The following is a 21,471-nucleotide window of genomic DNA, read 5'->3' as shown; positions in this document are numbered from 1 at the left end:
GCCCGGCGGGGGACACCGCCGCGGTCGCGGACCACGGGGAGCCGGTCCGGTCACCGGAGTGGCCACCACCAGTGGCCATGCGCGTGACAACGGCACGGCACGGGGGCTCGTGCCGCACGGCGGACGGAGGGGCGCGGCGATGGGTGCACTGCGCAAGGCGGGGGTCTGGCTCGGCCTCGTCGAGGAGGACGACGAGCGGGGCTACGACGACGGCGGCTACCGCGACTCGGGCTACCGGCAGAGCCGGTACGCCGACGAGTTCAACGACGACGATGACGACCGGGACGAACCACCGGCCCCGCCCCGGGCCCGGGCCAGTGAGCGGGCCCGGCTCGCCGAACGTAACGTGGGTCGCGGCGCCGACCTCGACCGTGACCGTGACCGTGGTGAGTCCGAGCGCGTCGAGCGGATCGAGCGTCCGGAGCGCTCCAGCGTCCGTTCGATCACGCGGACCGGCAGTTCCGAGCCGTCGACCGCGCTGACCTACCAGACCCGGGACAACCTCGCCCTGGCGCCACAGGTGCAGGTGCGGGAGCGGGCCGTGGTGGCCGAGGAGGAGCAGCGCTACCAGATCACCACGCTGCATCCGACCACCTACCGGGAGGCGCGCACCATCGGCGAGCACTTCCGCGACGGGGTACCGGTCATCATCAATCTCACCGAGATGGACGAGGCGGATGCCCGCCGCCTGGTCGACTTCGCCGCCGGGCTGGCGTTCGGGCTGCGCGGTACGATCGAGCGCGTGACCAACCGGGTGTTCCTGCTCTCACCGGCCAACGTCCAGGTCACCGCGGAGGACAAGGCCAAGATCGCTGAGGGCGGGTTTTTCAGTCTGAGCTAACCCGACCGAGGGACCCGCCTGCCGTGTTGTCGATCGTGATGCAAGTCCTGTATCTCCTTGTTTATCTGTTCCTTCTGACGCTTTTGGCGAGGTTCGTCCTCAGCGCTGTGCTCCAGTACGGCCGCCGGTGGCAGCCCAGCCGCGGAGCATCGGCCGGATTGGAAGTCGTGTGGAGCGTCACTGATCCGCCCCTCAAGGCGTTGAGGCGTGTGATCCCACCATTGCGAATTGGTACCGTGAGCTTCGACCTGGCCTCCCTTGTGCTCCTGGTTATCCTGTTCGTGCTGATGAGATTCGTGTTAAGTCCGCTGATCGAACTCAGGTGAACGCCTGGGAACCAGCGAGCTACGCGGCCGCAACTGACCCGAGGAGTTTCGATGCCGCTGACCCCGGCCGACGTGCACAACGTCGCCTTCAAGAAGCCTCCGATAGGCAAGCGGGGGTATGACGAGGAAGAGGTCGACGCCTTCCTGGACGAGGTCGAGCGGGAGCTCGCCCGTCTGATCGAGGAGAACAACGAGCTGCGCGCCCAGGTGGAGCGCGGTGGCCGTGGCGGCGCTCCAGCCGGCCCGGGCGCCGACCCCCGCCTCGCCGCCGAGCTCAACGACACCAAGGCCCAGCTGGACCGGGTGCAGCGTGACAAGGCGGCGGCCGAGCAGGCTGCCCGCGCGATGCAGGCCGAGCTGGAGCAGATCCGCGCCCAGGGCGGCCCGGTTCCGGGCGGCGGCGACGGCGAGCAGCAGGCTCTCCGGGTGCTGATGATGGCCCAGCGGACCGCCGACGACCACGTCACGGACGCGCGTCGGGAAGCCGACAAGCTGCTGTCCGACGCCCGTGGCAAGGCCGAGGAGGTGACCCGGGAGGCGCGGGCGAAGGCCGACGCGCTGGAGCGGGACGCCCGGCAGCGGCACCAGGAGGCGATGGGCGGTCTGGAGGAGAAGCGCACCGCGCTCCAGAAGCAGCTCGAGGAGCTCAAGCAGTTCGAGCGCGAATACCGCACCCGGCTCAAGGCCTACCTGGAGAGCCAGCTGCGCGACCTCGACGGTCGGGGCCAGAAGCTCGAGGGCGAGATGACCCGCGCCGAGGTCGGCGGTGGCGGCCGCTCCGGCAACGGGTCCGGATTCGCCGCGGCGGGGATCTCCGGGTCCTACGGCGGGAGCCGCTCCGGCGCGCTCGAAGCCGGTCGTTGATCCGGGTCCACGACCACAAAGGACAACGTAAACCTGAGCGGCGGGGGTGAGCCGTGATCGTCGGAAGTCTGCTGCTCATCCTCGTCGCCGTTACGCTGCTCGTACTCGGACTGGCCAACGGTTCGAGTACGTTGCTGATCAGCTCGATCGCCGCGAGCCTGCTGGCCGCCGTCGCGCTGGTGGTGGGTGCCCGACAGGCGGCCGCCGCCCGCGCCGGGGTCGGCCCGGGCGACGACGATCTGGGCCCGCGTGCCGGCGACGAGGATGACGACCAACCGCACTACCGCCGTGGTGGGACGGGGGCCCGGGTGACCGAGCCCACCGCCCCGCGTGGTGCCGGGAGTTGGGCTGAGGGCGACACATCGGTCGCGGTCGCCGATCCGGTCGCGCCGACCGTGCCGGCACAGGGCGGCTACCCACGGGAGGCGTCGACCGACGACCTCGACCCGCATGGGCAGTTCGCCCGCCCGGCACCGGTCGACCAGCCGTTCACCCGGGCGGCGCCGGTCGACGAGCCCGTCTACCGGTCCACCTCGGCCGACCAGAGCGCCCGGTCCTACGCCGCCGAGCCGGCGGACGAGGAAGACCCGCCGGACGAGCCGGCCGCGCAGTACGTCTCGCCCGCCGAGGCGGCCCGGATCGCCCGGATGACCAGCGAGGTCCTCGTGGTCGACGGACGGCCCCGCTATCACCTGGTCGGCTGTGTCCACCTGCTCGGCCGGGAGGGCGAACCGATACCGGTCGGCGAGGCGGTCGAACTCGGCTTCACACCGTGCAGCCTGTGCGAGCCGGACAGCGCCCTGCTCGCCGACGCCCGCCGGGTCTGACCCCGCCGCCGGCCGCCCCGCGTGGCCCGACGCGCCGGCGCTGGCTGCCCCCGCACCGAGCCGCCCGGCCACCTCGACCACCCGGCGGGGCCGGCGTTCGGCTGTCCGACGGACGCGGCCGGGGCCGGTCGACCGGCACAATGAGGCATGACCAGTGCCGGCGGCCGTCGTACGGCGGGTGAACCGACCCCGTCCGGGTCGCTCACCGTCGCCGTACGGGTCAAGCCGGGCGTCTCCCGGGCCCGGGTCGGCGGCTGCCACGAGGGGCCGTACGGGCCGGCGCTGGTGGTGGCGGTCAACGCCCCGCCGGTCGACGGCCGGGCCACCGAGGCGGTCCGCAGGGCGCTCGCCGCCGCGCTGGACGTACGCCCGGCCGCGGTGACCCTACGCACCGGGACCACCAGCCGCGACAAGGTGTTCGCGGTGGACGGTCCCGTCCCCCTCCTCGACGCCCGGCTGCGCCGGTTGCGCGACGGATCCGCGGACTGAGGACCGCCGGCGCGGGGCACCGATGACCGGCAACCTCGACGTCGCGCTGCTGATCGGTTCCGCCGTCCTGCTCGTCGCCGTCGGGGCGGTCCGGTTCTCCACCCGGCTCGGGCTGCCCAGCCTGCTCGTCTATCTGGCACTCGGGGTCGCCATCGGCGAGGCGGGGCTCGGCATCCGGTTCGACGACGCGGAGCTGACCCGTACCCTGGGCTTCTGCGCCCTCATCGTGATCATCGCGGAGGGTGGGCTGACCGCCCGGTGGAGCACGCTGCGGCCGGTGCTGGCCGCGGCGGCCACCCTGGCCACCGTCGGCGTGGCGGTGAGCATCGTCGTGGTCGGCGCGGTGCTCCACCTCGTGCTCGGCCTGGACTGGCGGCTCGCCCTGCTCTACGGGGCGGTGCTCTCGTCGACCGACGCGGCCGCGGTCTTCGCCACGCTGCGCCGGCTGCGCCTGCCACGTCGGCTGGTCGCGCTGCTCGAGGCCGAGTCGGGGATGAACGACGCCCCGGTCGTGTTGCTGGTCGTCCTGCTCTCCACGACCGGCTTCGGCGCCCACCCGTGGTGGCAGGAGGGTCTGCTGCTCGCCTACGAGTTGGCACTGGGCGCGGCGGTGGGGCTGCTGGTGGGGCGGGCCGGGCGGTGGCTGCTCGGCCGGGCCGCGCTGCCGGCGGCGGGGCTGTATCCGATCGCCGCCGTCGGGCTGACCGTGCTGGCGTACGCCGCCGCGGCCGTGGTGCACGCGTCGGGGTTCCTCGCCGTGTACGTCGCCGGGGTGGTGCTCGGCAACGCCCGGCTGCCGCACCGGCAGGCCATCCTCGGGTTCGCCGACGGGCTGGCCTGGTTGGCCCAGATCGGCCTGTTCGTGCTGCTGGGCCTGCTGGTGTCGCCGAGCCGGCTGGACGACGCGGTGCTGCCGGCGGTCGTCGCCGGGGTGGCACTGGTCTTCCTGGCCCGCCCGCTGTCGGTGCTGGTGTCGACGCTGCCGTTCGGATTCGGTGTCCGGGAGCGGCTGTTCCTGTCCTGGGCCGGGCTCCGGGGCGCGGTCCCGATCGTGCTGGCCACCATTCCGCTGTCGGCGGGGGCGCCGGGGCGGCCCGGCTGTTCGACGCGGTGTTCGTCCTCGTGGTGATCTTCACGATGCTGCAGACGTCGACGCTGGCGCCGGTGGCCCGCCGGCTCGGGGTGACCGCGCCCGCCGAGCCGGCGGAGATCGTGGTGGAGACCGCGCCGCTGGACCGCATGGGGGCCGACCTGTTGCAGTTGGAGATCCCGCCGGGTTCCCGGCTGGCCGGGGTGCACCTGGACGAGCTGCGGCTCCCGGTCGGCGCGGTGGTGACCCTGCTGCTGCGCGACGGGACCGGGTCCGTGCCGGAGCCGGATACCCGGCTCAAGGTCGGCGACAGTCTGCTGATCGTCGCGACCGCGCAGGTACGGGAGGAGACCGAGCGGCGGCTGCGGGCGGTCGGTCGGCGCGGCAGGTTGGCCCGTTGGTTTCACGAATATGGCGACGGTCGCGCCGAATGATCAGCTAGAGTTCCCTTTGCCCTAATTTGGCGGTTAATTAGGGTGCAAACCAGTCAGAACTGCGCGGGATGTTGTCGGACGTGTGTACGTTCCGTATTCTTGCGAATCTCCGGAGTGCGCGGCGACCGCCGCGCACCGTTCTGCTACTGGGAGCCAAACCCGCCCGTCGACGATGACGGCGGCGCGGGGTCCTGTCCAGGCACCGCCGATCGCCGCGGACGCCGCGGCCAAGGGAGCGACGATGGCGAAGCCAGCTGACACCAAGACCGCGACCGCCGGAACGCCGGTGGCCAGGGGCACCCGCAGTGCCGCGGAGACCGAGAAGATCCGGGCCGCCCTGGCGGCACGTTGCGACGAACTGCGCGCCGAGTACGATCAGACGCTGAGCGAGATCACCGAGCTCCAGCGCGGCCGGTTGACCGACTCGGCGGGGGACGACCACGCCGACACGGGCACCAAGACGCTCGAGCGGGAGCAGGAGATCTCGCTGGTCAACAGCATCCTGGAGCGCATCACGCAGGTGGAACGGGCGCTGGAACGGCTCGACGAGGGCGCCTACGGCTGGTGCGAGCGGTGCGGCAACCCGATCCCGGTCGAACGGCTCGCCGCATTCCCGTCGGCGACGCTGTGCGTGACGTGCAAGCAGCTGGAGGAGCGACGCTGAATGCCGGTGGGGACCACATGACCGCCGTACCCGACGCGGCCGGGCCACGCCCGGCCGCGACCCGTCGGCGGGCGGTGACGGTCCTCGTGACGCTCGCGGTCGTGACGGTGCTCGCCGACCTCGGCACCAAACACCTCGCCCTGCAGACGCTCGACGAGCGTGAACCGGTACGTCTGCTCGGCGGCGCCGTCTACCTCACGCTGATCCGCAACAGCGGCGCCGCCTTCAGCCTCGGCAGCGACTACACCTGGGTCTTCCCGACCGTCACCATCGTGGTGGTCGGCTGGATCGGTTGGCTGGCCGTCAAGCTGCGGTCGGTGCCGTGGGCGATCTCGCTCGGCCTGGTTCTCGGCGGCGCGCTGGGCAACATGGTCGACCGGGTGTTCCGGGCCCCCGGCCCTTTCCTCGGCCACGTCATCGACATGGTCAGCGTCTTCGACCCGCGCGGCCAGGTGTTCCCCATCTTCAACCTGGCCGACAGCGCGCTGGTCTGCGGCGTGCTGTTCGCGATCTTCCTCGAGTTCACCGGCCGGCAGCGGGACGGCACCCGGATCAGCGCCCGCGAGGCCACCGGTGGGACCGCCAAGGCCGCCGACGGGGCAACCGGGGCCGCTGACAGGGCCACCGGGACCGCCGACGGGGCCACCGGGGCCCGGCCCGCGGCCGCGTCCGACCCGGACCGGTTCGTCGCCCGGAGCGACCGGTGACCGCCGGCGCGCCGGCCGGCGCCCGCCCCGCCGGCGACCGCCGGTCCCTGCCGGTCCCCGACGGGCTCGACGGGATGCGCCTGGACCAGGCCGTGTCCCGGCTGTTCGGGCTGTCCCGCACCGCCGCCGCGACCCTGGTCGAGGCCGGTGACGCACTCGTCGACGGCATCGTGCGCGCCAAGTCCGAGAAGGTCAGCGCCGGCTCCTGGCTGGAGGTCACGCTGCCCGCCCCGCCCGCACCGCCGACCGTCACCCCGCAGGTCGTGCCCGGCCTGCGGGTGGTGTACGACGACGACGACATCGTGGTCGTCGACAAGCCGGTGGGTGTCGCCGCCCACCCGAGCCCGGGGTGGACCGGCCCGACCGTCATCGGCGGGCTCGCCGGGATGGGCCACACCATCGCCACCAGCGGCGCCGCCGAACGCCAGGGTGTCGTGCACCGGCTCGACGTCGGCACCACCGGGCTGATGGTGGTGGCCAAGAGCGAACACGCCTACAGCGTCCTGAAGCGGGCGTTCAAGTACCGCGAGGTCGAGAAGCGCTACCACGCCGTCGTGCAGGGGCACCTCGACCCGCTGCGCGGCACCGTCGACGCGCCCATCGACCGCCATCCGTCGCACGACTGGAAGTGGGCGGTGGTGTCCGGCGGCAAGCCCAGCGTCACGCACTACGACACGATGGAGGCGTTCCCGGCCGCCAGCCTGGTGGACGTACGACTCGAGACCGGCCGTACGCACCAGATCCGGGTGCACTTCTCGGCACTGCGGCATCCGTGCGTCGGTGACCTGACGTACGGTGCGGACCCGACACTTTCCGGTCGACTCAAGCTGTCCCGCCAGTGGCTGCATGCCCGTGCGCTCAGCTTCCTACACCCCCGTACGGACGAAGAGGTCCGGTTCGTCAGCGACTACCCTGACGACTTGGAACACGCGCTCGCCGTACTGCGGGGCTGAGCGCACTCCGAGACCTCCGCCTGTTAAGGGAGTGAGTTTCCCGTGCGTGCCGGCGACCTGCTGCGACGGCTGGACAGCATCCTCCTGCCACCCCTGGCCCGGGGGATGGCCCGGCTCGGCCAGGGACCGGTCCGGTCCCGGGTACTGACCGGCGCCGCGCTGCTCTCGGCCACCGCCGTGCTGGTCACCGCCGTCTGGGCGGCCGACCGCCGGCAGGCCGGCGATCCGACCGTCGGCGAGGTCGTGCGGGTCGGGGTGGTCGAGGGCGACTCGATCCCGAGCTACGTCTCGGCCAGCCGCCACGAACTGGCGCGGATGCTGGCCGAACCGCCGGTCGACACCCCGTCGGGAGAGACGTACGCCCTGGTGACGTTCTCGGCGTATCTGGCACCGGACCGGTTGACCCCGGTCCTGGACGGCGTCTCGGTGTCCGAGGTCTTCACCCGGGTACCGCTGCCGGAGACCCAGACCCAGATCGTCCGGATCCCGGCCTTCCGCATCCCGACCGACGTGGTCGCCGGAATGGGCCTGGTGGCCGGGCGCAAGGACCGGGAGGCGGCCGACTACCAGCAGCGGGCCGACGCGGTGGCCGGCGACGGCGAGCCGGAGCGGGAACTGCGGGCGGTCTACGACAGCGGGGTCCGGGTCGCGTCGGCCGAGGCCACCGCCTACCGGTCGAAATGCTCCTGCGTCTACGCGGCGGTGGTCCGGGCCACGCCGGCCGGCCTCGATCGGATCGCGGCCCGGACCGAGGTCCGCGCGGTCGATCCGGCACCGGAGGTACGACGGCTCGACCGCGCGGTGTTCCTGCCGCCGCTGCCCGAGCAGGACGACATCGTGCGTCCACCGGTGGACCAGGGCCTCGCCGACCCGGCCGACGGGGCGACGCCGTCGGCCTCCGGCGTACCGGGGGCGGTCCAGACCCCGTCGGCGGGCGGGGCGCGACCGTCGGACGAGACCTCGCCGGCCGGTGTGCCGTCCGTCACGCCCGGCGCGACGGAGAGCGGCCGTGGCGATCCGGAGGCCCCGGCGAGCACCGGATTGACCCCCTCGGACGGACAGTGACCGGCCCGGCCACATCCCGGTGACGGTCCGTGCGTTGGAACATGTTGACGGTGGTGTAGGCGGTCTGGTGTAGCCCGAATAGGGTTTCCTTCGTAGCCTGTCAGGCGAAACCGATGGCGCGGGGAGGGTGAGCCGTGGAGGGCACCGAGGCCGGCTGGGGCCGGCCAGCCGAACCGGCCCCGCGCTGGCGGGCACTGCTCGACCGGGCGCTGCTCGGCGGGCGCACCGGGGAACAGCCCGAACTCGGCGAGCGTCGGGGCGGGTCCCGGCGGGCCGAGGAGCCGGCGTCGCGGCCGGCCACGAACGGTTACCGGGGCACCGCCGCCGGGTCCGGTCACGCCGACCCCGGCTATTCCGGGCGCTATCCGGCCGACCCCGGCCCGGCCGACTTCTCCCGCTACGAGCCCGCCGACCCCGGCCCGGCCGGTTCGGCCCGCGTCGAGCCGCGCTACGGCTCGGCCGACCCGCTTTCCGATCCGCTGCCCGACCGGTCCGAGTCCCGCTACGAGTTCGGCCAGCGGTCGGACCTCGGCTACGACCCGGGGGCCCGCTACGAGCCGGAGCCGCGGTTCCGGCCCGACCCGGGCTACGACCCCGGCGCCCGGCCCCGGGGCGAGTCGACCTACCAACCGGAGCCGCGTCGCCGGCCCGAACCCGAGCCCGCCGCCGAGTCCCGGTGGTCGCTGCTCGACAACGGCTACCGCGCCCACCTCGACCCGCCCGCGCCCACGCCCGATCCGCCCCGCGGCTCCGCCCAGGTCGAACGGCCGTGGACCGAGCCTCGGGATGCCCGACCGTGGACCGAGCCGCAGACCCCGGCGCGGGCCGACGCGCCGTGGGCCGAGCCGCGGGCGGAGGCCCGTGCCGAGGAGCCGTGGACGCAGCCACGGTCCCAGTCGCGGACCGAGCCGGCGGTCCCCTCGTGGACCGAGCCGCGGTCCCAGTCGTGGACCGAGCCGGCGGCCCCCGCCAGGTCCGAGCCGGTGGCACGGTCGTCGTGGGCGGAGCCGGCGGGCGAGACGTGGACCGAGCCGCGGACCCAGCCCCGGGCGCAGGCGCCGGTACGCTCCCGCGCCGAGGTGCCCGGCCGGGCGCGGGTCGAGGCCCCGTGGACGGAGCCGGCGGCGCCGGGGCGGGCGGAGGTGCCGTGGACCGAGCCGGCGGCGCCGGGGCGGGCCGAGGTGTCCTGGACCGAGCCGCCCCAGCCGTCGTGGGCCGAGCCGCTCCAGGCGGCACGCCCCGAGCCGACCCGCTCCGGGGTCGGGTCGGCGCGCGTACCGGCCGCCCGCGCCGAGGCCCGGGTCGCCCCGGGCGCCCTTCAGTGGCAGGCGAACGCCGTCGACGCCGAGGTGTCCCGGGCCGCCAGCGTGCTGCGCCGCGACATGGGCACCCCGCGGGTGGTGGCGTTCGCCAACCCCAAGGGCGGGGTGCACAAGACCACCGCCACCGTGCTCGCCGCCGCCACGGTCGGCAGCGTGCGTGGCCGCGGCGTGCTGGCCTGGGACGACAACGAGCTGCGGGGCACGCTCGGCCTGCGCGCCGGCAGCGCCCGGCACGCCCGTACGATCCGGCACCTGATCGATGACCTGCCCGAGATCGAGGGGCGGCACGGGATCGAACTGACCGACTGGCTCGACGACTACCTGCGGCACGCCTCCGACGGGTCGTACGACGTGCTGGCCGGCGAGGAGAACTCCCGGTTCGCCCAGCAGCTCGACCAGGCGACCGTGCAGCGGGTGCTGGAGCTGCTGCGCCGCACCCACGACGTGATCTGCGTCGACACCGGCAACAACGTGGAAAGCGCCAACTGGCGTACCGTCCTGCAGGCCGCCGACCAGCTCGTCGTCACCACCGTGCCGCGCGAGGACGCCGCGTTCACCGCCGACTGGATGCTCGACCTGCTCCACGACGTCGGGATGGGGGAGCTCGCCGCGAACGCGGTCACCCTGCTGTCGTGCCCCAACCCGGAGAAGTCGCCCATGCTCGACGACTTCGCCCGGCACTTCGCGACCCGGACCCGGGCGGTCGCGATCGTGCCGTACGACCCGGCCCTGGAGACCGGCTCCTCGATCGAATACGGGCAACTGCAACCCGACACCCGCGACGCCTGGCTGCGGGCCGCCTCGGTGATGCTGGAGCCGTTCGCCCGCTGAGCCGACCGGGGCGGTCGGCCGTCCGGTGCCGGGATCCACCCGGTCGGCGGAACGGCGTGCCGTCCGGAACCCGCGGCGATTCCCGCCGCTGCCGGCTGTCGCGGACTGTACTTCGCCCGGTACGCGCATAGGATCCCAACGTGGTTGTTTCGGGCGACGTGCGCACCCCCACGCAGCGCGGTGACAACGACCGGCACTCCGGCGCCCGGTCCGGCACCACCGTCGCCGACCGGCTCGGCCGGCTGGCCGACCGCGTGGCCGCGCTCCCGGCCGGCTGGTGCCATCTCGCGGTGGTCGCCTCGATGCTCCTGGCCGCCGTCGCGGTCTTCGGCCACCTGTGGGTCGACCCGCACGGCCGGGTCCTCTACGACAACGCCGCCGACTACGAGCTCTTCGAATGGATGCTGGGCCACACCGCGGTGGCGGTGACCAACCTCGAGAACCCGTTCTTCGCCCCGGACCTGGGCGCCCCGAACGGGGTGAACCTGATGGCCAACACGTCGGTCCTGCTGCCCGGCGTGATCCTCACCCCGGTGACCCTGCTGGGCAGCGCCGGGCTGTCGGCCACCCTGCTGTTGACCGTCTCGCTCGCCGGCACCGCGGTCGCCTGGTACTTCTTCCTGCTGCGTTGGGTCGTCGGGACGCGCTCCGCCGCCTTCGTCGGCGGGCTCTTCTGCGGCTTCGCCCCCGGCATGGTCTCCCAGGCGACCGGGCACCTGCACATGTCGGCGCTGTTCCTGATCCCGCTGATCCTGTGGGTCGTGCTCCGGTTGGGCGAACCCGGCCGCACCGTCCGCAACGGGATCCAGCTTGGCCTGCTGGCCATCGCCCAGCTGCTCACCGGCGAGGAGCCGATCTTTCTGGCCGCGCTCGCCCTGGTCGCCTTCCTCGCCTGTTACGCGGTGTGGCGGTGGCGCGAACTACGCGACCGGCTGCGTGGCGCGCTGGCCAGCCTCGCCCTCGCGGTGGCCATCGCCCTGCTCGCGCTCGGCTACCCGCTCTGGACCCAGTTCTTCGGCCCGCACGCCTACCACGGGGTCCCGAACGAGAAGTACCCCGCCGACCTCGGCGCCTTCGTGAACTACCCGACGTACTCGTTGGGGGGTGACCCGGCGACCGCCGCCCGGTTCTCGCCGAACGTCAGCGAGCAGGCCACGTTCTTCGGCTGGCCGCTGCTCGCCCTCGCCCTGGTCTGCGCGATCTGGCTGTGGCGGCGGGTCGCCGTCCGCTGCGCCGTACTCACCGGGATCGGCTTCGGCCTGCTCTCGCTGGGCGCCGAACTGCAACTGGCCGGGGAGCCGCTCGGAATACCCGGCCCCTGGGACCTGGTCGACCGGCTGCCGGTCTTCCGCGACGTGATCCCGCTGCGCCTGGGCATGGTGCTCATCCCGGTGATCGGGATACTGATCGCAGCCAGTTGGGACCGTGCCCTCACGGTCGGTGCCGCGCCCACGGGTGACCGCCCGCTGGCCCGCCTGTGGCCGGCCGCGGTCGTCGCGGTGCTGGTACCGCTGATCCCACTGCCGCCGGCCGCGGTCGGCGAGGTGCCGAGCCCGCGGTTCGTGAGCCAGGGCGAGTGGCGCGGCTGCGCGGACGAGGGCGGCACGGTCGTCGCGTTCGTCGACGGCATCCGGCAGATGACCTGGCAGCGCGACGCCGGCTACGGGTTCGCGGTGCACGGCGGCTACCACATCACCCGCGGCCCGGACGGCAAGGGACAGTGGGGGACGGCGCCGCGGCCGACCGAGACACTCATCTACGACGCGATCATCCGGGCCCGGGTGCCCGAGATCACCGAGCAGGTGCGCGCCCAGGCGGTCGAGGACATCCGGTACCGGCGGGCGGACTGTTTCGTCGTACCGCTGCACCCGAACGGGGTGCTGGCCGAACCGGTGGTCACCGCCATCCTCGGCGTGCCGCCGATCCGTACGCCCGAACTGTGGGCCTGGGACGTCCGCGGACTGCGGTGAGGCCGGTGACCGGCGTGCCCGGCGGCCCGGTCGGTCGTGGTCCGGACCGGGGGCGGGCGGCCCCGAACACGCCTGGGAGGATCAACCGGTGAGTGTCGTCGACCCTGAGCCGCCCGCCGCGCCACAGCCGTTCCCGGCACCCGCGCCGGGCGTCGAGCCCCGGCGCGGACCGGCCGGCCGGACGCTGCTGGTGGCCGTCGCCACCGCGCTGGTCGTTGCCGGGCTCGGGGTGCCGCTGGGGCTGCTGTGGGCGGCCCTGGCACCGGACGTACCGGTGCTCCGAACCGCCACCGGCGGCGCGCTGACCGAGCCGCAGCCCGAGCAGTTCGTCGCCGCCGACGGCTGGTTCAGCCTGCTCGGGCTGGCCTTCGGAGTGCTGGTCGCGGTGCTCGGCTGGGTCCTGCTACGCGGACAGCGCGGGCCCGCCGGGCTGGTCGCCGTGGTCGTCGGCGGGCTCGGCGCCGCGCCGCTGGCCTGGCAGGTGGGCCGGCGGATCGGGCTGGCGGAATACCAGCGCCTGCTCGAGACGGCCCCGGTCGGCGAACTGATCAGCCGCCCGCCGGACCTGCGCGCCGGCCGGTTCGAGTGGGTGTTCGGGTTCGTTCCGACCCTCCAGGGCGACCTGCTGGTGCCCGCGTTCGCCGCCGCCGTCACGTACACCCTGCTGGCCGGCTGGTCCCGGTACGCCTCCCTGCGGCCGGAGCCGGAACCGGGCTTCGGTCTCCCGCCGGCCGGCGTGGCGTGGCCGGAACCGCCCGGCACCACCGAACACCCCGGTACGGCCGGCTGGCCGGCTTCGGCCGACACGGCCGGCTGGCCGGCCCCGGCCGGCACCACCGGCTGGCCGGCACCACCGGGCGCCGGGCCGGCACCCGGCCTTCCGGTGGACCCCACCGCCGGGCCGCCCACCGGGGCTCCGTCGGCCGGGTTCCCGCCGGCCGACGGGAACCCGGCTAGTTCGGACTCGCCGGCACCGCGATCTCCGGAAGCGGCACCGGCACCGCCCGCACCTGGCGAAGCAAAGCCGCCTCGCGATTGAGCAGCCGCAGCTCGGCCCGCAGCCGGCTCGCGGTGTCGGGCGCGGCCAGCAGGCTCTGCCGGTCGGTGACGGTCAGCGCCGCGGTCGCCGCCACCAGATGCGACAGCACGGTCGGATCGTCGGGCAGCTGCTCGGTGATCTCGGCACTGTCGGTACGGATCAGGGTCAGGTAACGCCGGAACAGCGCCAGCACCCGGGGCGCCAGCAGGTCGGCGACGGCCTCCTGGCCGGCCGGCTCGGGCAGCCACTCGACATCGGCGGTCAGGTAGGACGCCGCCTGCTCGTCGACGCCGGCGATCCGGAACCTGCGCCGGCCCACCGTCACGATGTCGAAGCGCCCGTCGGGCAGCTCGGTCACCTGCCGGATCTCGGCGGTGCAACCCACCTCGTGCAGGGTGACCGGCCCCGGCACCGGGGTGCCGGGCGGGCCGGCCGCCGGGCGTACCTCCCAGCCCTTGCGGATGGCCACCACGCCGAACTCGCGGGGGGCGCCCTCGGGCAGGGCGACGAGATGCCGGACGAGTTCCCGGTAACGTTCCTCGAAGATGTGCAACGGCAGCACCAGGCCGGGGAACAGCACCGTTCCGAGGGGAAACATCGGCAGCCGCTGACTCACCGGTCGAGCCTAGCGTGGCCTGGCTCACCGTCCCGCCCGCTGGGCGGCGTCGGACCGGTCCGTGGCGTGCCGCCTAGACTCGCAAGCGTGCTGAACCGGATCGACCTGCGCGCGGAGGGCCCCGACGGCTCTTCCGACCCGCGCCGCCTGCTGCCCCGTGCCCAACTCGACGTCTCCGTCGCGGTCGACAGGATCCGCCCGGTTGTCGAGGCGGTGCGCGCGCATGGTCTGACGGCGATCCGTGACGCCACCCATCGTTTCGACGGGTTGGACCTTTCCGAGTTCCGGGTGCCGGCGCAGGCCATCGCCGCCGCCGAGCGGACCCTCGACGACGGCGTACGGGCCGCGCTGGTCGAGAGCATCGCCCGGGCCCGCAAGGTGCACCTCGACCAGCGGCGCACCGACACGGTCACCGAGGTGGTGCCCGGCGGCACGGTCACCGAACGCTGGGTGCCGGTCTCCCGGGTCGGCCTCTACGTGCCCGGCGGCCTGGCGATGTACCCGTCGACGGTGGTGATGAACGTCGTACCGGCCCAGGTCGCCGGGGTCGGGGCACTGGTCGTGGCGAGCCCGCCGCAGGCCGAGAACGGCGGGCTGCCGGACGCCCGGGTGCTCGCCGCCTGCGCGCTGCTCGGCGTCGACGAGGTCTACGCCGTCGGCGGCGCCCAGGCGGTCGCGATGCTGGCGTACGGCTCCGACGTCGGCGGCGGGCAGCGGTGCGAGCCGGTCGACATGATCACGGGGCCGGGCAACATCTGGGTGACCGCGGCCAAGCGGCTGCTGCGCGGCGTCGTCGGCATCGACGCCGAGGCCGGGCCGACCGAGATCGCCATCCTCGCCGACGACACCGCCGACCCGGCACACGTCGCCGCCGACCTGATCAGCCAGGCCGAACACGACCCGCTGGCGGCCAGCGTCCTGGTCACCCCGTCGGTCGAACTCGTCGAGGCGGTCGAGCGCGAACTGACCCGGCAGGTCGCCGCCACCAAGCACGCCGAACGGGTCACCACCGCGCTGACCGGCGAGCAGTCCGGCGCCGTCCTCGTCGACGACCTCGAGGCCGGGCTGCGGGTGGTCGACGTCTACGCGGCCGAGCACCTGGAGATCCAGACCCGCGACGCGCGGGAGTGGGCGCTGCGCGTACGCAACGCCGGGGCGATCTTCGTCGGCCCGTACGCCCCGGTGTCGCTCGGCGACTACTGCGCCGGCTCCAACCACGTGCTGCCCACCGGCGGCTGCGCCCGGCACTCCTCGGGGCTGTCCGTGCAGTCGTTCCTGCGCGGCATCCACATCGTCGAGTACGACGAGCCGGCACTGCGTGACGTGGCCCGGCACGTGGTGACCCTGTCGGCCGTCGAGGACCTGCCGGCCCACGGCGACGCGGTGAAGGCCCGCTTCCCGGGAGCCGACCTGTGACCACTCTTGATGATCTGCCGCTGCGCGACGACCTGCGCGGCCGCAGCCCGTACGGGGCGCCGCAGCTCGACGTGCCGGTGCGGCTGAACACCAACGAGAACTCGTACCCGGTGCCGGAGCCGGTCGTCGAGGCGATCGCCAAGGCGGTCACCGCCGAACTGCGGGATCTCAACCGCTATCCCGACCGGGACGCGGTGGCACTGCGCACCGACCTCGCCGACTACCTCGGCCACGGGCTGACCAGCGCCCACGTGTGGGCGGCGAACGGCTCCAACGAGATCCAGCAACAGCTGTTCCAGGCGTTCGCCGGACCGGGGCGGACCGCGTTGGGGTTCACCCCGGCGTACTCGATGCACCCGCTGCTGGCGCTGGGGACCGGGACCACGTGGGTCGACGGGCGGCGCGGCGCGTCGTTCGACCTGACCGCCGCGGACGCCGCGGCCCAGGTCGCCCGGCACCGGCCCGACCTGGTGCTGCTCTGCTCGCCCAACAACCCGACCGGGACCGCGCTGGACCCGGCCGTGCTGACCGCGGTGCTCGACGTGGCCCCCGGCATGGTCGTCGTCGACGAGGCGTACGCCGAGTTCGCCCGGCCGGGCACCCCGAGCGCGCTGACCGTGCTGCCCGGGCACCCGCGACTGGTGGTGACCCGCACGATGAGCAAGGCGTTCGGGTTCGCCGGTGGCCGGCTCGGCTACCTGGCCGCCGACCCCGCCGTGGTCGACGCGGTGCAACTGGTCCGGCTGCCGTACCACCTGTCGGCGCTGACCCAGGCGGCCGCCCGCGCGGCGCTCGCGCACCGCGCGGCACTGCTCGGCACCGTCGAGGCGATCAAGGCGCAACGGGACCGGATCGTCGCCACGCTGCGTGACCGGGGAATCCGGGTGGCCGACAGCGACGCGAACTTCGTACTCTTCGAGGTCGGTGGCGACCAGAAGACCGCATGGCGGGGCCTGCTCGACCGTGGTGTGCTGATCCGCGACGTCGGCCTGCCCGGTTGGCTGCGGGTCACCGCCGGCACACCGGAGGAGACCGACGCCTTCCTGACCGCGATCGAGGGATTGTCATGAGCGAGCGCAGCGAGCGAATCGGGCGGCTCAGGTTGACTCATGGCGGCTGTGAGCGAAGCGAGGAGCTGTCATGAGCGAGCGCAGCGAGCGAATCGGGCGGGTGGAGCGGACCACCGCCGAGACCAAGGTGCTCGTCGAGATCGACCTCGACGGCACGGGCAAGGCCGACATCAGCACCGGGGTCGGCTTCTACGACCACATGCTCAACCAGATCGCCCGGCACGGCGGCTTCGACCTGACCGTGCACACCGAGGGCGACCTGGAGATCGACGCGCACCACACGATCGAGGACACCGCGCTGGCGCTCGGCACCGCGTTCGCGCAGGCGCTCGGCGACAAGGCCGGCATCCGCCGTTACGGCTCGGCGACCGTGCCGATGGACGAGGTGCTGGTCCGGGCCGCCGTCGACCTGTCCGGCCGGCCGTACGTCGTGCACGACGAGCCGCTGCTGGTGCCGTACATCGGCGGGGTCTACGCGACCAGCATGACCCGGCACATCTGGGAGTCGTTCGGGCAGACGGCCCGGCTGACCCTGCACGTCGACGTGTTGCGGGCGGCCCGTCCGGGCGGCCACCCGGACGCCCACCACGTGGTCGAGGCGCAGTTCAAGGCGGTGTCCCGGGCGTTGCGCGAGGCGGTGTCGGTCGACCCGAAGCTGGCCGGGGCGATCCCGAGCACCAAGGGCACGCTGTGAACCGGGGACGGGCCTGATGGGCGCGGCCATCCCGATCCTGCTCCTGGCGCTCGCCGGGATCCTGGTCGGCGGCGCCTGGTCGATGTACCGCCAGGGCGCCGGGCGTGGCGCCGTCGGTCTGGTCGCCGTACTCGCGCTGCTCGCCGCCGCCGGCGGCGTGCTCTGGCTGCTACCGGGGGACAACTGATGGCCGGAGTCGTGGTTCTCGACTACGGGTCGGGCAACCTGCGGTCGGCCGAGCGGGCGCTGGTGCGGGCCGGCGCCTCGGTCACCGTCACCGCCGACCTGGCCGCCGCCGCCGGCGCCGACGGGCTCGTCGTGCCGGGTGTCGGCGCCTTCGCCGCCTGCATGGCCGGTATCGACGCGCTCGGCGCCGGCCCGGTCATCGCCGACCGGGTCGCCGCCGGCCGGCCGGTGCTCGGCATCTGCGTCGGCATGCAGGTGCTCTTCAGCCACGGCGAGGAGCACGGCGTGGTCACCAAGGGACTCGGCCTGCTGCCCGGCGGCGTCACCCGGCTGCCGGCCCGGCGGGTGCCGCACATGGGCTGGAACACCGTCGACCCGCCGGCCGGCTCCCGCCTGCTCGCCGGTCTGCCACCGGATTCGCGGTTCTACTTCGTGCACTCGTACGCCGCGCTGGACCCGGGCGCGCTGGCCGGGGCCGGTGCGCTGGTCACCACCGCCGACCACGGGGCGCCGTTCGCGGCGGCGGTCGAACTCGGCCCGCTGTCCGCGGCCCAGTTCCACCCGGAGAAATCCGCCGACACCGGGGCGACGCTGCTGCGCAACTGGATCGCGACCCTGTGAACCGCGGTCCACGGCGGCCACCGGCCGCCCCGCGGACGCGTCGGATCGACAGCGACGGGCGACGGCCACCGGGCGTCCCGCGCCGGCGTCGTACGGGCGGCGGTGGCTGGCGGTGAGCAAGGAACGGGCCCGGCGGCGCGCGGCCCGGCAGGCCGAACTCGACCGGGAGCGGGCCCGCCGGGCCCGTACCGTCGCGCGCCGGCAACGTCGCCGGGCCCTGCTGCGCCGGCTCACCCCGCGGCTGCCCGACCGGCGTACGGGGCGGCTGCTCGCCCGCCGCAGCCGGGGCGAACGCGCCGGGATCGTCATCCTCACGCTGTGCGCCGTCGCGGTGATCGTGCTGCTCGTCGACAACGTCGCCCTGCGCATCGCGTTGATCCTGCTGATGCTGCTGGTCCTGCCGGCCGTCGTCGTGATCGCCCTCGGCCGGCGTACCTAGAACCCCACTAAGGAGTTTCCGTTGAGCCTCACCCTTCTGCCCGCCGTCGACGTCGCCGACGGCCAGGCCGTACGCCTGGTGCAGGGTGCCGCCGGCAGCGAGACCACGTACGGCGACCCGTTGGAGGCCGCCCTGGCCTGGCAGCGTGACGGTGCCACCTGGATCCACCTGGTCGACCTCGACGCCGCCTTCGGTCGGGGCTCCAACGCCGACCTGCTCGCCGACCTGGTCCGCCGGATCGACGTGAACGTCGAACTGTCCGGCGGGATCCGGGACGACGAGTCGCTGCGGGCGGCGCTGGGAACCGGGGCGGCCCGGGTCAACATCGGGACCGCCGCGCTGGAGGACCCGCAGTGGTGCGACCGAATCGTCGGCGAGTACGGCGACCGGGTCGCGATCGGCCTGGACGTGCGCGGCCGTACCCTGGCCGCCCGCGGCTGGACCCGCGACGGAGGGGACCTCTTCGAGGTGCTGGAGCGGCTCGACAAGGCCGGCGCCTCCCGGTACGTCGTCACCGACATCACCAAGGACGGCACGATGCGTGGCCCGAACCTGGACCTGCTGCGCGAGGTCTGTGCCCGTACCGACGCGCCGGTGATCGCCTCCGGCGGCGTGTCGACCCTCGACGACCTGCGGGCCCTGTCGACCCTGGAGGCGGTCGGCGTCGAGGGCGTCATCGCGGGGAAGGCGCTCTACGCGGGCGCGTTCACCGTCGCCGAGGCGCTCGCCGTGCTCGCCGAGGCCGGCCGGTGACCGTCGGCCGCGAGGTCCACCTCACGCCCCGGCCGCAGGGGCGGGCCACCGCGGATAGGGTCGGGCCATGACGGTGGCGGTACGGGTGATCCCCTGTCTCGACGTGGACGCCGGACGGGTGGTCAAGGGGGTCAACTTCGTCGACCTGCGCGACGCCGGCGACCCGGTCGAGCTGGCGGCGGCCTACGACCGCGCCGGCGCCGACGAGCTGACCTTCCTCGACGTGACCGCCTCCTCCGCCGGCCGGGGACGATGCTCGACGTCGTACGCCGGACCGCCGAGTCGGTCTTCATCCCGCTGACCGTCGGCGGCGGCGTACGGGCGGTCGCCGACGTCGACACGCTGCTGCGTGCCGGCGCCGACAAGGTCGGGGTGAACACGGCGGCCATCGCCCGACCGGAGCTGATCGCCGAGATCGCCGACCGCTTCGGCCGCCAGGTGCTGGTGCTGTCGCTCGACGTACGGCGGACCCCGGCCGACAGCCCGGCGGCCGGCGGCAGCGGTTTCGAGGTCACCACGCACGGCGGCCGGCGCGGGACCGGGCTAGACGCCGTCGAGTGGGCCCGCCGGGGCGCCGAACTCGGCGCGGGCGAGATCCTGCTCAACTCGATGGACGCCGACGGCACCAAGGCCGGCTTCGACCTGGCGCTGATCGAGGCGGTCCGGGCGGCGGTCGACATCCCGGTGATCGCCAGCGGTGGCGCGGGCGCGCTCGGCGACTTCCCGCCGGCGGTGGCGGCCGGTGCCGACGCGGTGCTCGCCGCGAGCGTCTTCCACTTCGGCGAGCTGACCATCGGCGACGTCAAGGACACCCTGCGGGCGAGCGGCCACCCGGTCCGCTGACCCGGCCCGCGGCGCAGCGCCGCTGACCCGGCCCGCCACGCGTGGCCGTGGGCCCGCCCGGATCGCCGGGCCCGCCCGGATCGATGGCGGGGCCGTGGGCCCGGCCGGATCGATCGTGGGCCCGTGACCGATCCGGCTCAGTCGCGGTAGGGGCCGCCCTCGGGCGAGCGGCGCGGGGCCGGGGCGGTGAAGTGGGCGGCGTATTCATGGACGGCGCGGGCGTGCTCGCGTTCGTCGAGCGCCCAGTCCGCGTCGCCCGGCGCGTGCCGCCGGTTGAGCGCACCGTGGATGGTGTCGACGGCCGTCGCCAGCCCGCTGCGCGGCCGCGTGCGCCACAGCGTCTCGCCGCTCGGGGTGAGCCGGAACCAGCCGTCGTCGACGCTGATCAGGCCGGCACCGGCCAGCCGACGCACCGCGGTCTCGACGTCCTCACGCTCGGGGATGGCACGGTTGAGGTGGTCGGCCGTGGAGAGCACGTCGGCGAGGCGGATGCCCTCCGGGCGGCGGGATGTCGGTGCCCGCAGGTGTCGTCCCGCCCCACCGGCGATGACCACCGAGACGAAGATCCACGCGTCCGTCCACCGCCACCCCTCGTCGGCCATGCGCCAATGATGCCCGTCGAGTGCCACCGATGGAACTGTTGGATCCTCCTGTTATCCGCCCGTTTTCCGGTCGTCGTCCGGCACGGAACCGGATCCGGCGGGTCCGACCTGGACCGGGCCGGTGCGTGGGTGGTCGGGGCCCGCGCGGAGATTGTCGGGGCCGGGGCGGGGACGGTCCGGGTCGGGCACGGTGAACAGTGGGATGAACCGGTGTGCCAGCGGGCCGATGGCGACCGCGTAGAGCAGGGTGCCGATCCAGACGGTGCCGCCGAGCAGCCAGCCGACCGTCACCACGGTGACCTCGATGACGGTCCGGACCATCCGGATCGACCGGCCCGGTCGCCGCGCCACCCAGCCGGTCATCAGGCCGTCACGGGGGCCGGGGCCGAGCCGGGCTCCGATGTAGAGACCGGTCGCCATCCCGTTGGCCACGATGCCGCCGACGAGGAAGACGACCTGCAGCGGCAGGGCCCGGGGGGCGGGCAGCACGGCGAGGGTGGCGTCGACCGACAGGCCGACGACGACCACGTTGCTGACGGTGCCGAGGCCGGGGCGCTGCCGCAGCGGGATCCACAGGATCAGCACGACGGCGCCGACCAGGATGCTCACGGTGCCGATCGACAGTCCGGTGTGGATGGCGAGGCCCTGGTGGAAGACGTCCCACGGGTTGAGCCCGAGAGTCGATTCGATCATCAGCGCCATGCTGGCGCCGTACAGCGCCAGGCCGGCGTACAACTGGACCAGCCGCCGGGGCAGCCGCCGGTCACGGAAATTGCCAATCTTTGCCACGCATGCCACTCTGGGGGCCA

Annotated in this window: 21 protein-coding genes and 3 pseudogenes; 21 read left to right on the top strand and 3 right to left on the bottom strand. The window is 73.9% G+C overall.

Features of this window, described 5'->3' with window-relative positions:
• The first annotated feature begins 139 nt into the window (after positions 1–139).
• The 13 genes and pseudogenes from Prubr_RS01855 to Prubr_RS38095 all read left to right on the top strand — a co-directional run bounded on the left by Prubr_RS01855 (position 140) and on the right by Prubr_RS38095 (position 13,422).
• Positions 140–841, top strand: coding sequence for a cell division protein SepF (locus Prubr_RS01855; RefSeq protein ID WP_212820978.1), 702 nt, complete (start codon positions 140–142; stop codon positions 839–841).
• A gap of 23 nt (positions 842–864) precedes the next feature.
• A complete protein-coding gene (locus tag Prubr_RS01850; protein WP_212820976.1) occupies positions 865–1,167 on the top strand; it encodes a YggT family protein in 303 nt (100 codons plus the stop codon).
• 51 nt (positions 1,168–1,218) lie between these two features.
• Positions 1,219–2,031, top strand: a complete 813-nt coding sequence (locus Prubr_RS01845; protein WP_212820974.1) for a DivIVA domain-containing protein — start codon at positions 1,219–1,221, stop codon at positions 2,029–2,031.
• A gap of 308 nt (positions 2,032–2,339) precedes the next feature.
• Entirely contained in the window at positions 2,340–2,858 is a 519-nt protein-coding gene (locus tag Prubr_RS01840; protein ID WP_246569142.1) for a hypothetical protein, read from the top strand.
• A gap of 147 nt (positions 2,859–3,005) precedes the next feature.
• Positions 3,006–3,347: a DUF167 domain-containing protein gene (locus Prubr_RS01835; protein WP_212820969.1), complete on the top strand. Its 342-nt coding sequence runs from the start codon at positions 3,006–3,008 to the stop codon at positions 3,345–3,347.
• Between the two features lie 22 nt (positions 3,348–3,369).
• A pseudogene (locus tag Prubr_RS01830) lies at positions 3,370–4,871 on the top strand (potassium/proton antiporter).
• A 241-nt stretch (positions 4,872–5,112) separates the two neighbouring features.
• On the top strand, positions 5,113–5,535 hold the full coding sequence (locus tag Prubr_RS01825; protein WP_212820967.1) for a TraR/DksA family transcriptional regulator: 423 nt from the start codon (positions 5,113–5,115) through the stop codon (positions 5,533–5,535).
• Positions 5,436–6,092: pseudogene (lspA, locus tag Prubr_RS01820) on the top strand (signal peptidase II); the annotation flags it as partial. The gene Prubr_RS01825 and the pseudogene lspA, both read left to right, overlap by 100 nt.
• A gap of 224 nt (positions 6,093–6,316) precedes the next feature.
• Positions 6,317–7,195 carry an RluA family pseudouridine synthase gene (locus Prubr_RS01815; RefSeq protein ID WP_212827339.1) on the top strand — a complete coding sequence of 293 codons (879 nt, stop codon included), beginning with the start codon at positions 6,317–6,319 and terminating at the stop codon, positions 7,193–7,195.
• Positions 7,196–7,237: 42 nt separating this feature from the next.
• Positions 7,238–8,260: a hypothetical protein gene (locus tag Prubr_RS01810; RefSeq protein WP_212820963.1), complete on the top strand. Its 1,023-nt coding sequence runs from the start codon at positions 7,238–7,240 to the stop codon at positions 8,258–8,260.
• 134 nt (positions 8,261–8,394) lie between these two features.
• Positions 8,395–10,413 (top strand): MinD/ParA family ATP-binding protein, encoded by a 2,019-nt coding sequence (locus tag Prubr_RS01805; RefSeq protein ID WP_425517976.1) that lies wholly within the window; start codon positions 8,395–8,397, stop codon positions 10,411–10,413.
• A 140-nt stretch (positions 10,414–10,553) separates the two neighbouring features.
• Complete coding sequence (locus Prubr_RS01800; protein WP_212820961.1) at positions 10,554–12,383, top strand: DUF6311 domain-containing protein; 1,830 nt, start codon at positions 10,554–10,556, stop codon at positions 12,381–12,383.
• Between the two features lie 88 nt (positions 12,384–12,471).
• A complete protein-coding gene (locus Prubr_RS38095; RefSeq protein ID WP_212820959.1) occupies positions 12,472–13,422 on the top strand; it encodes a DUF2567 domain-containing protein in 951 nt (316 codons plus the stop codon).
• On the opposite strand, the gene Prubr_RS01790 is transcribed toward Prubr_RS38095, so the two are convergent.
• On the bottom strand, positions 13,337–14,038 hold the full coding sequence (locus Prubr_RS01790; protein ID WP_212820958.1) for an LON peptidase substrate-binding domain-containing protein: 702 nt from the start codon (positions 14,036–14,038) through the stop codon (positions 13,337–13,339). The genes Prubr_RS38095 and Prubr_RS01790 overlap by 86 nt on opposite strands.
• An 87-nt stretch (positions 14,039–14,125) precedes the next feature.
• On the opposite strand from Prubr_RS01790, the gene hisD reads away from it, so the two are divergent.
• The 8 genes and pseudogenes from hisD (at position 14,126) to hisF (ending at position 20,060) form a co-directional block, all read left to right on the top strand.
• Positions 14,126–15,454 (top strand): histidinol dehydrogenase, encoded by a 1,329-nt coding sequence (gene hisD, locus Prubr_RS01785; RefSeq protein ID WP_212820956.1) that lies wholly within the window; start codon positions 14,126–14,128, stop codon positions 15,452–15,454.
• Entirely contained in the window at positions 15,451–16,524 is a 1,074-nt protein-coding gene (locus Prubr_RS01780) for a histidinol-phosphate transaminase (protein ID WP_212820954.1), read from the top strand. The genes hisD and Prubr_RS01780 overlap by 4 nt, the downstream gene beginning before the upstream one ends.
• A 70-nt stretch (positions 16,525–16,594) precedes the next feature.
• On the top strand, positions 16,595–17,218 hold the full coding sequence (hisB, locus tag Prubr_RS01775) for an imidazoleglycerol-phosphate dehydratase HisB (protein ID WP_212820952.1): 624 nt from the start codon (positions 16,595–16,597) through the stop codon (positions 17,216–17,218).
• A 16-nt stretch (positions 17,219–17,234) separates the two neighbouring features.
• Complete coding sequence (locus tag Prubr_RS01770; protein ID WP_212820950.1) at positions 17,235–17,405, top strand: hypothetical protein; 171 nt, start codon at positions 17,235–17,237, stop codon at positions 17,403–17,405.
• Complete coding sequence (gene hisH, locus Prubr_RS01765; RefSeq protein WP_212820948.1) at positions 17,405–18,025, top strand: imidazole glycerol phosphate synthase subunit HisH; 621 nt, start codon at positions 17,405–17,407, stop codon at positions 18,023–18,025. Before Prubr_RS01770 ends, hisH begins: the two co-directional genes overlap by 1 nt.
• 112 nt (positions 18,026–18,137) lie before the next feature.
• The gene (locus Prubr_RS01760) at positions 18,138–18,464 is read left to right on the top strand and encodes a hypothetical protein (RefSeq protein ID WP_212820946.1); all 327 of its coding nucleotides are present in this window, start codon (positions 18,138–18,140) and stop codon (positions 18,462–18,464) included.
• A gap of 21 nt (positions 18,465–18,485) precedes the next feature.
• The gene (gene priA, locus Prubr_RS01755; RefSeq protein ID WP_212820944.1) at positions 18,486–19,217 is read left to right on the top strand and encodes a bifunctional 1-(5-phosphoribosyl)-5-((5-phosphoribosylamino)methylideneamino)imidazole-4-carboxamide isomerase/phosphoribosylanthranilate isomerase PriA; all 732 of its coding nucleotides are present in this window, start codon (positions 18,486–18,488) and stop codon (positions 19,215–19,217) included.
• A 67-nt stretch (positions 19,218–19,284) separates the two neighbouring features.
• Positions 19,285–20,060 (top strand): annotated as a pseudogene (hisF, locus tag Prubr_RS01750) (imidazole glycerol phosphate synthase subunit HisF).
• 137 nt (positions 20,061–20,197) lie between these two features.
• Here the strand turns inward: hisF and Prubr_RS01745 are convergent.
• Positions 20,198–20,662 (bottom strand): hypothetical protein, encoded by a 465-nt coding sequence (locus Prubr_RS01745; RefSeq protein ID WP_212820942.1) that lies wholly within the window; start codon positions 20,660–20,662, stop codon positions 20,198–20,200.
• Positions 20,663–20,713: 51 nt separating this feature from the next.
• Positions 20,714–21,451 (bottom strand): membrane protein YczE, encoded by a 738-nt coding sequence (yczE, locus tag Prubr_RS01740; RefSeq protein WP_246568219.1) that lies wholly within the window; start codon positions 21,449–21,451, stop codon positions 20,714–20,716.
• Between the last annotated feature and the right edge of the window lie 20 nt (positions 21,452–21,471).

Origin of the sequence: Polymorphospora rubra (assembly GCF_018324255.1) — a bacterium.
Taxonomy (GTDB): Bacteria; Actinomycetota; Actinomycetes; order Mycobacteriales; family Micromonosporaceae; genus Polymorphospora; species Polymorphospora rubra.
The sequence above is the reverse complement of the archived record's forward strand: the minus strand, read 5'-3'. Positions and strand labels throughout refer to the sequence as shown.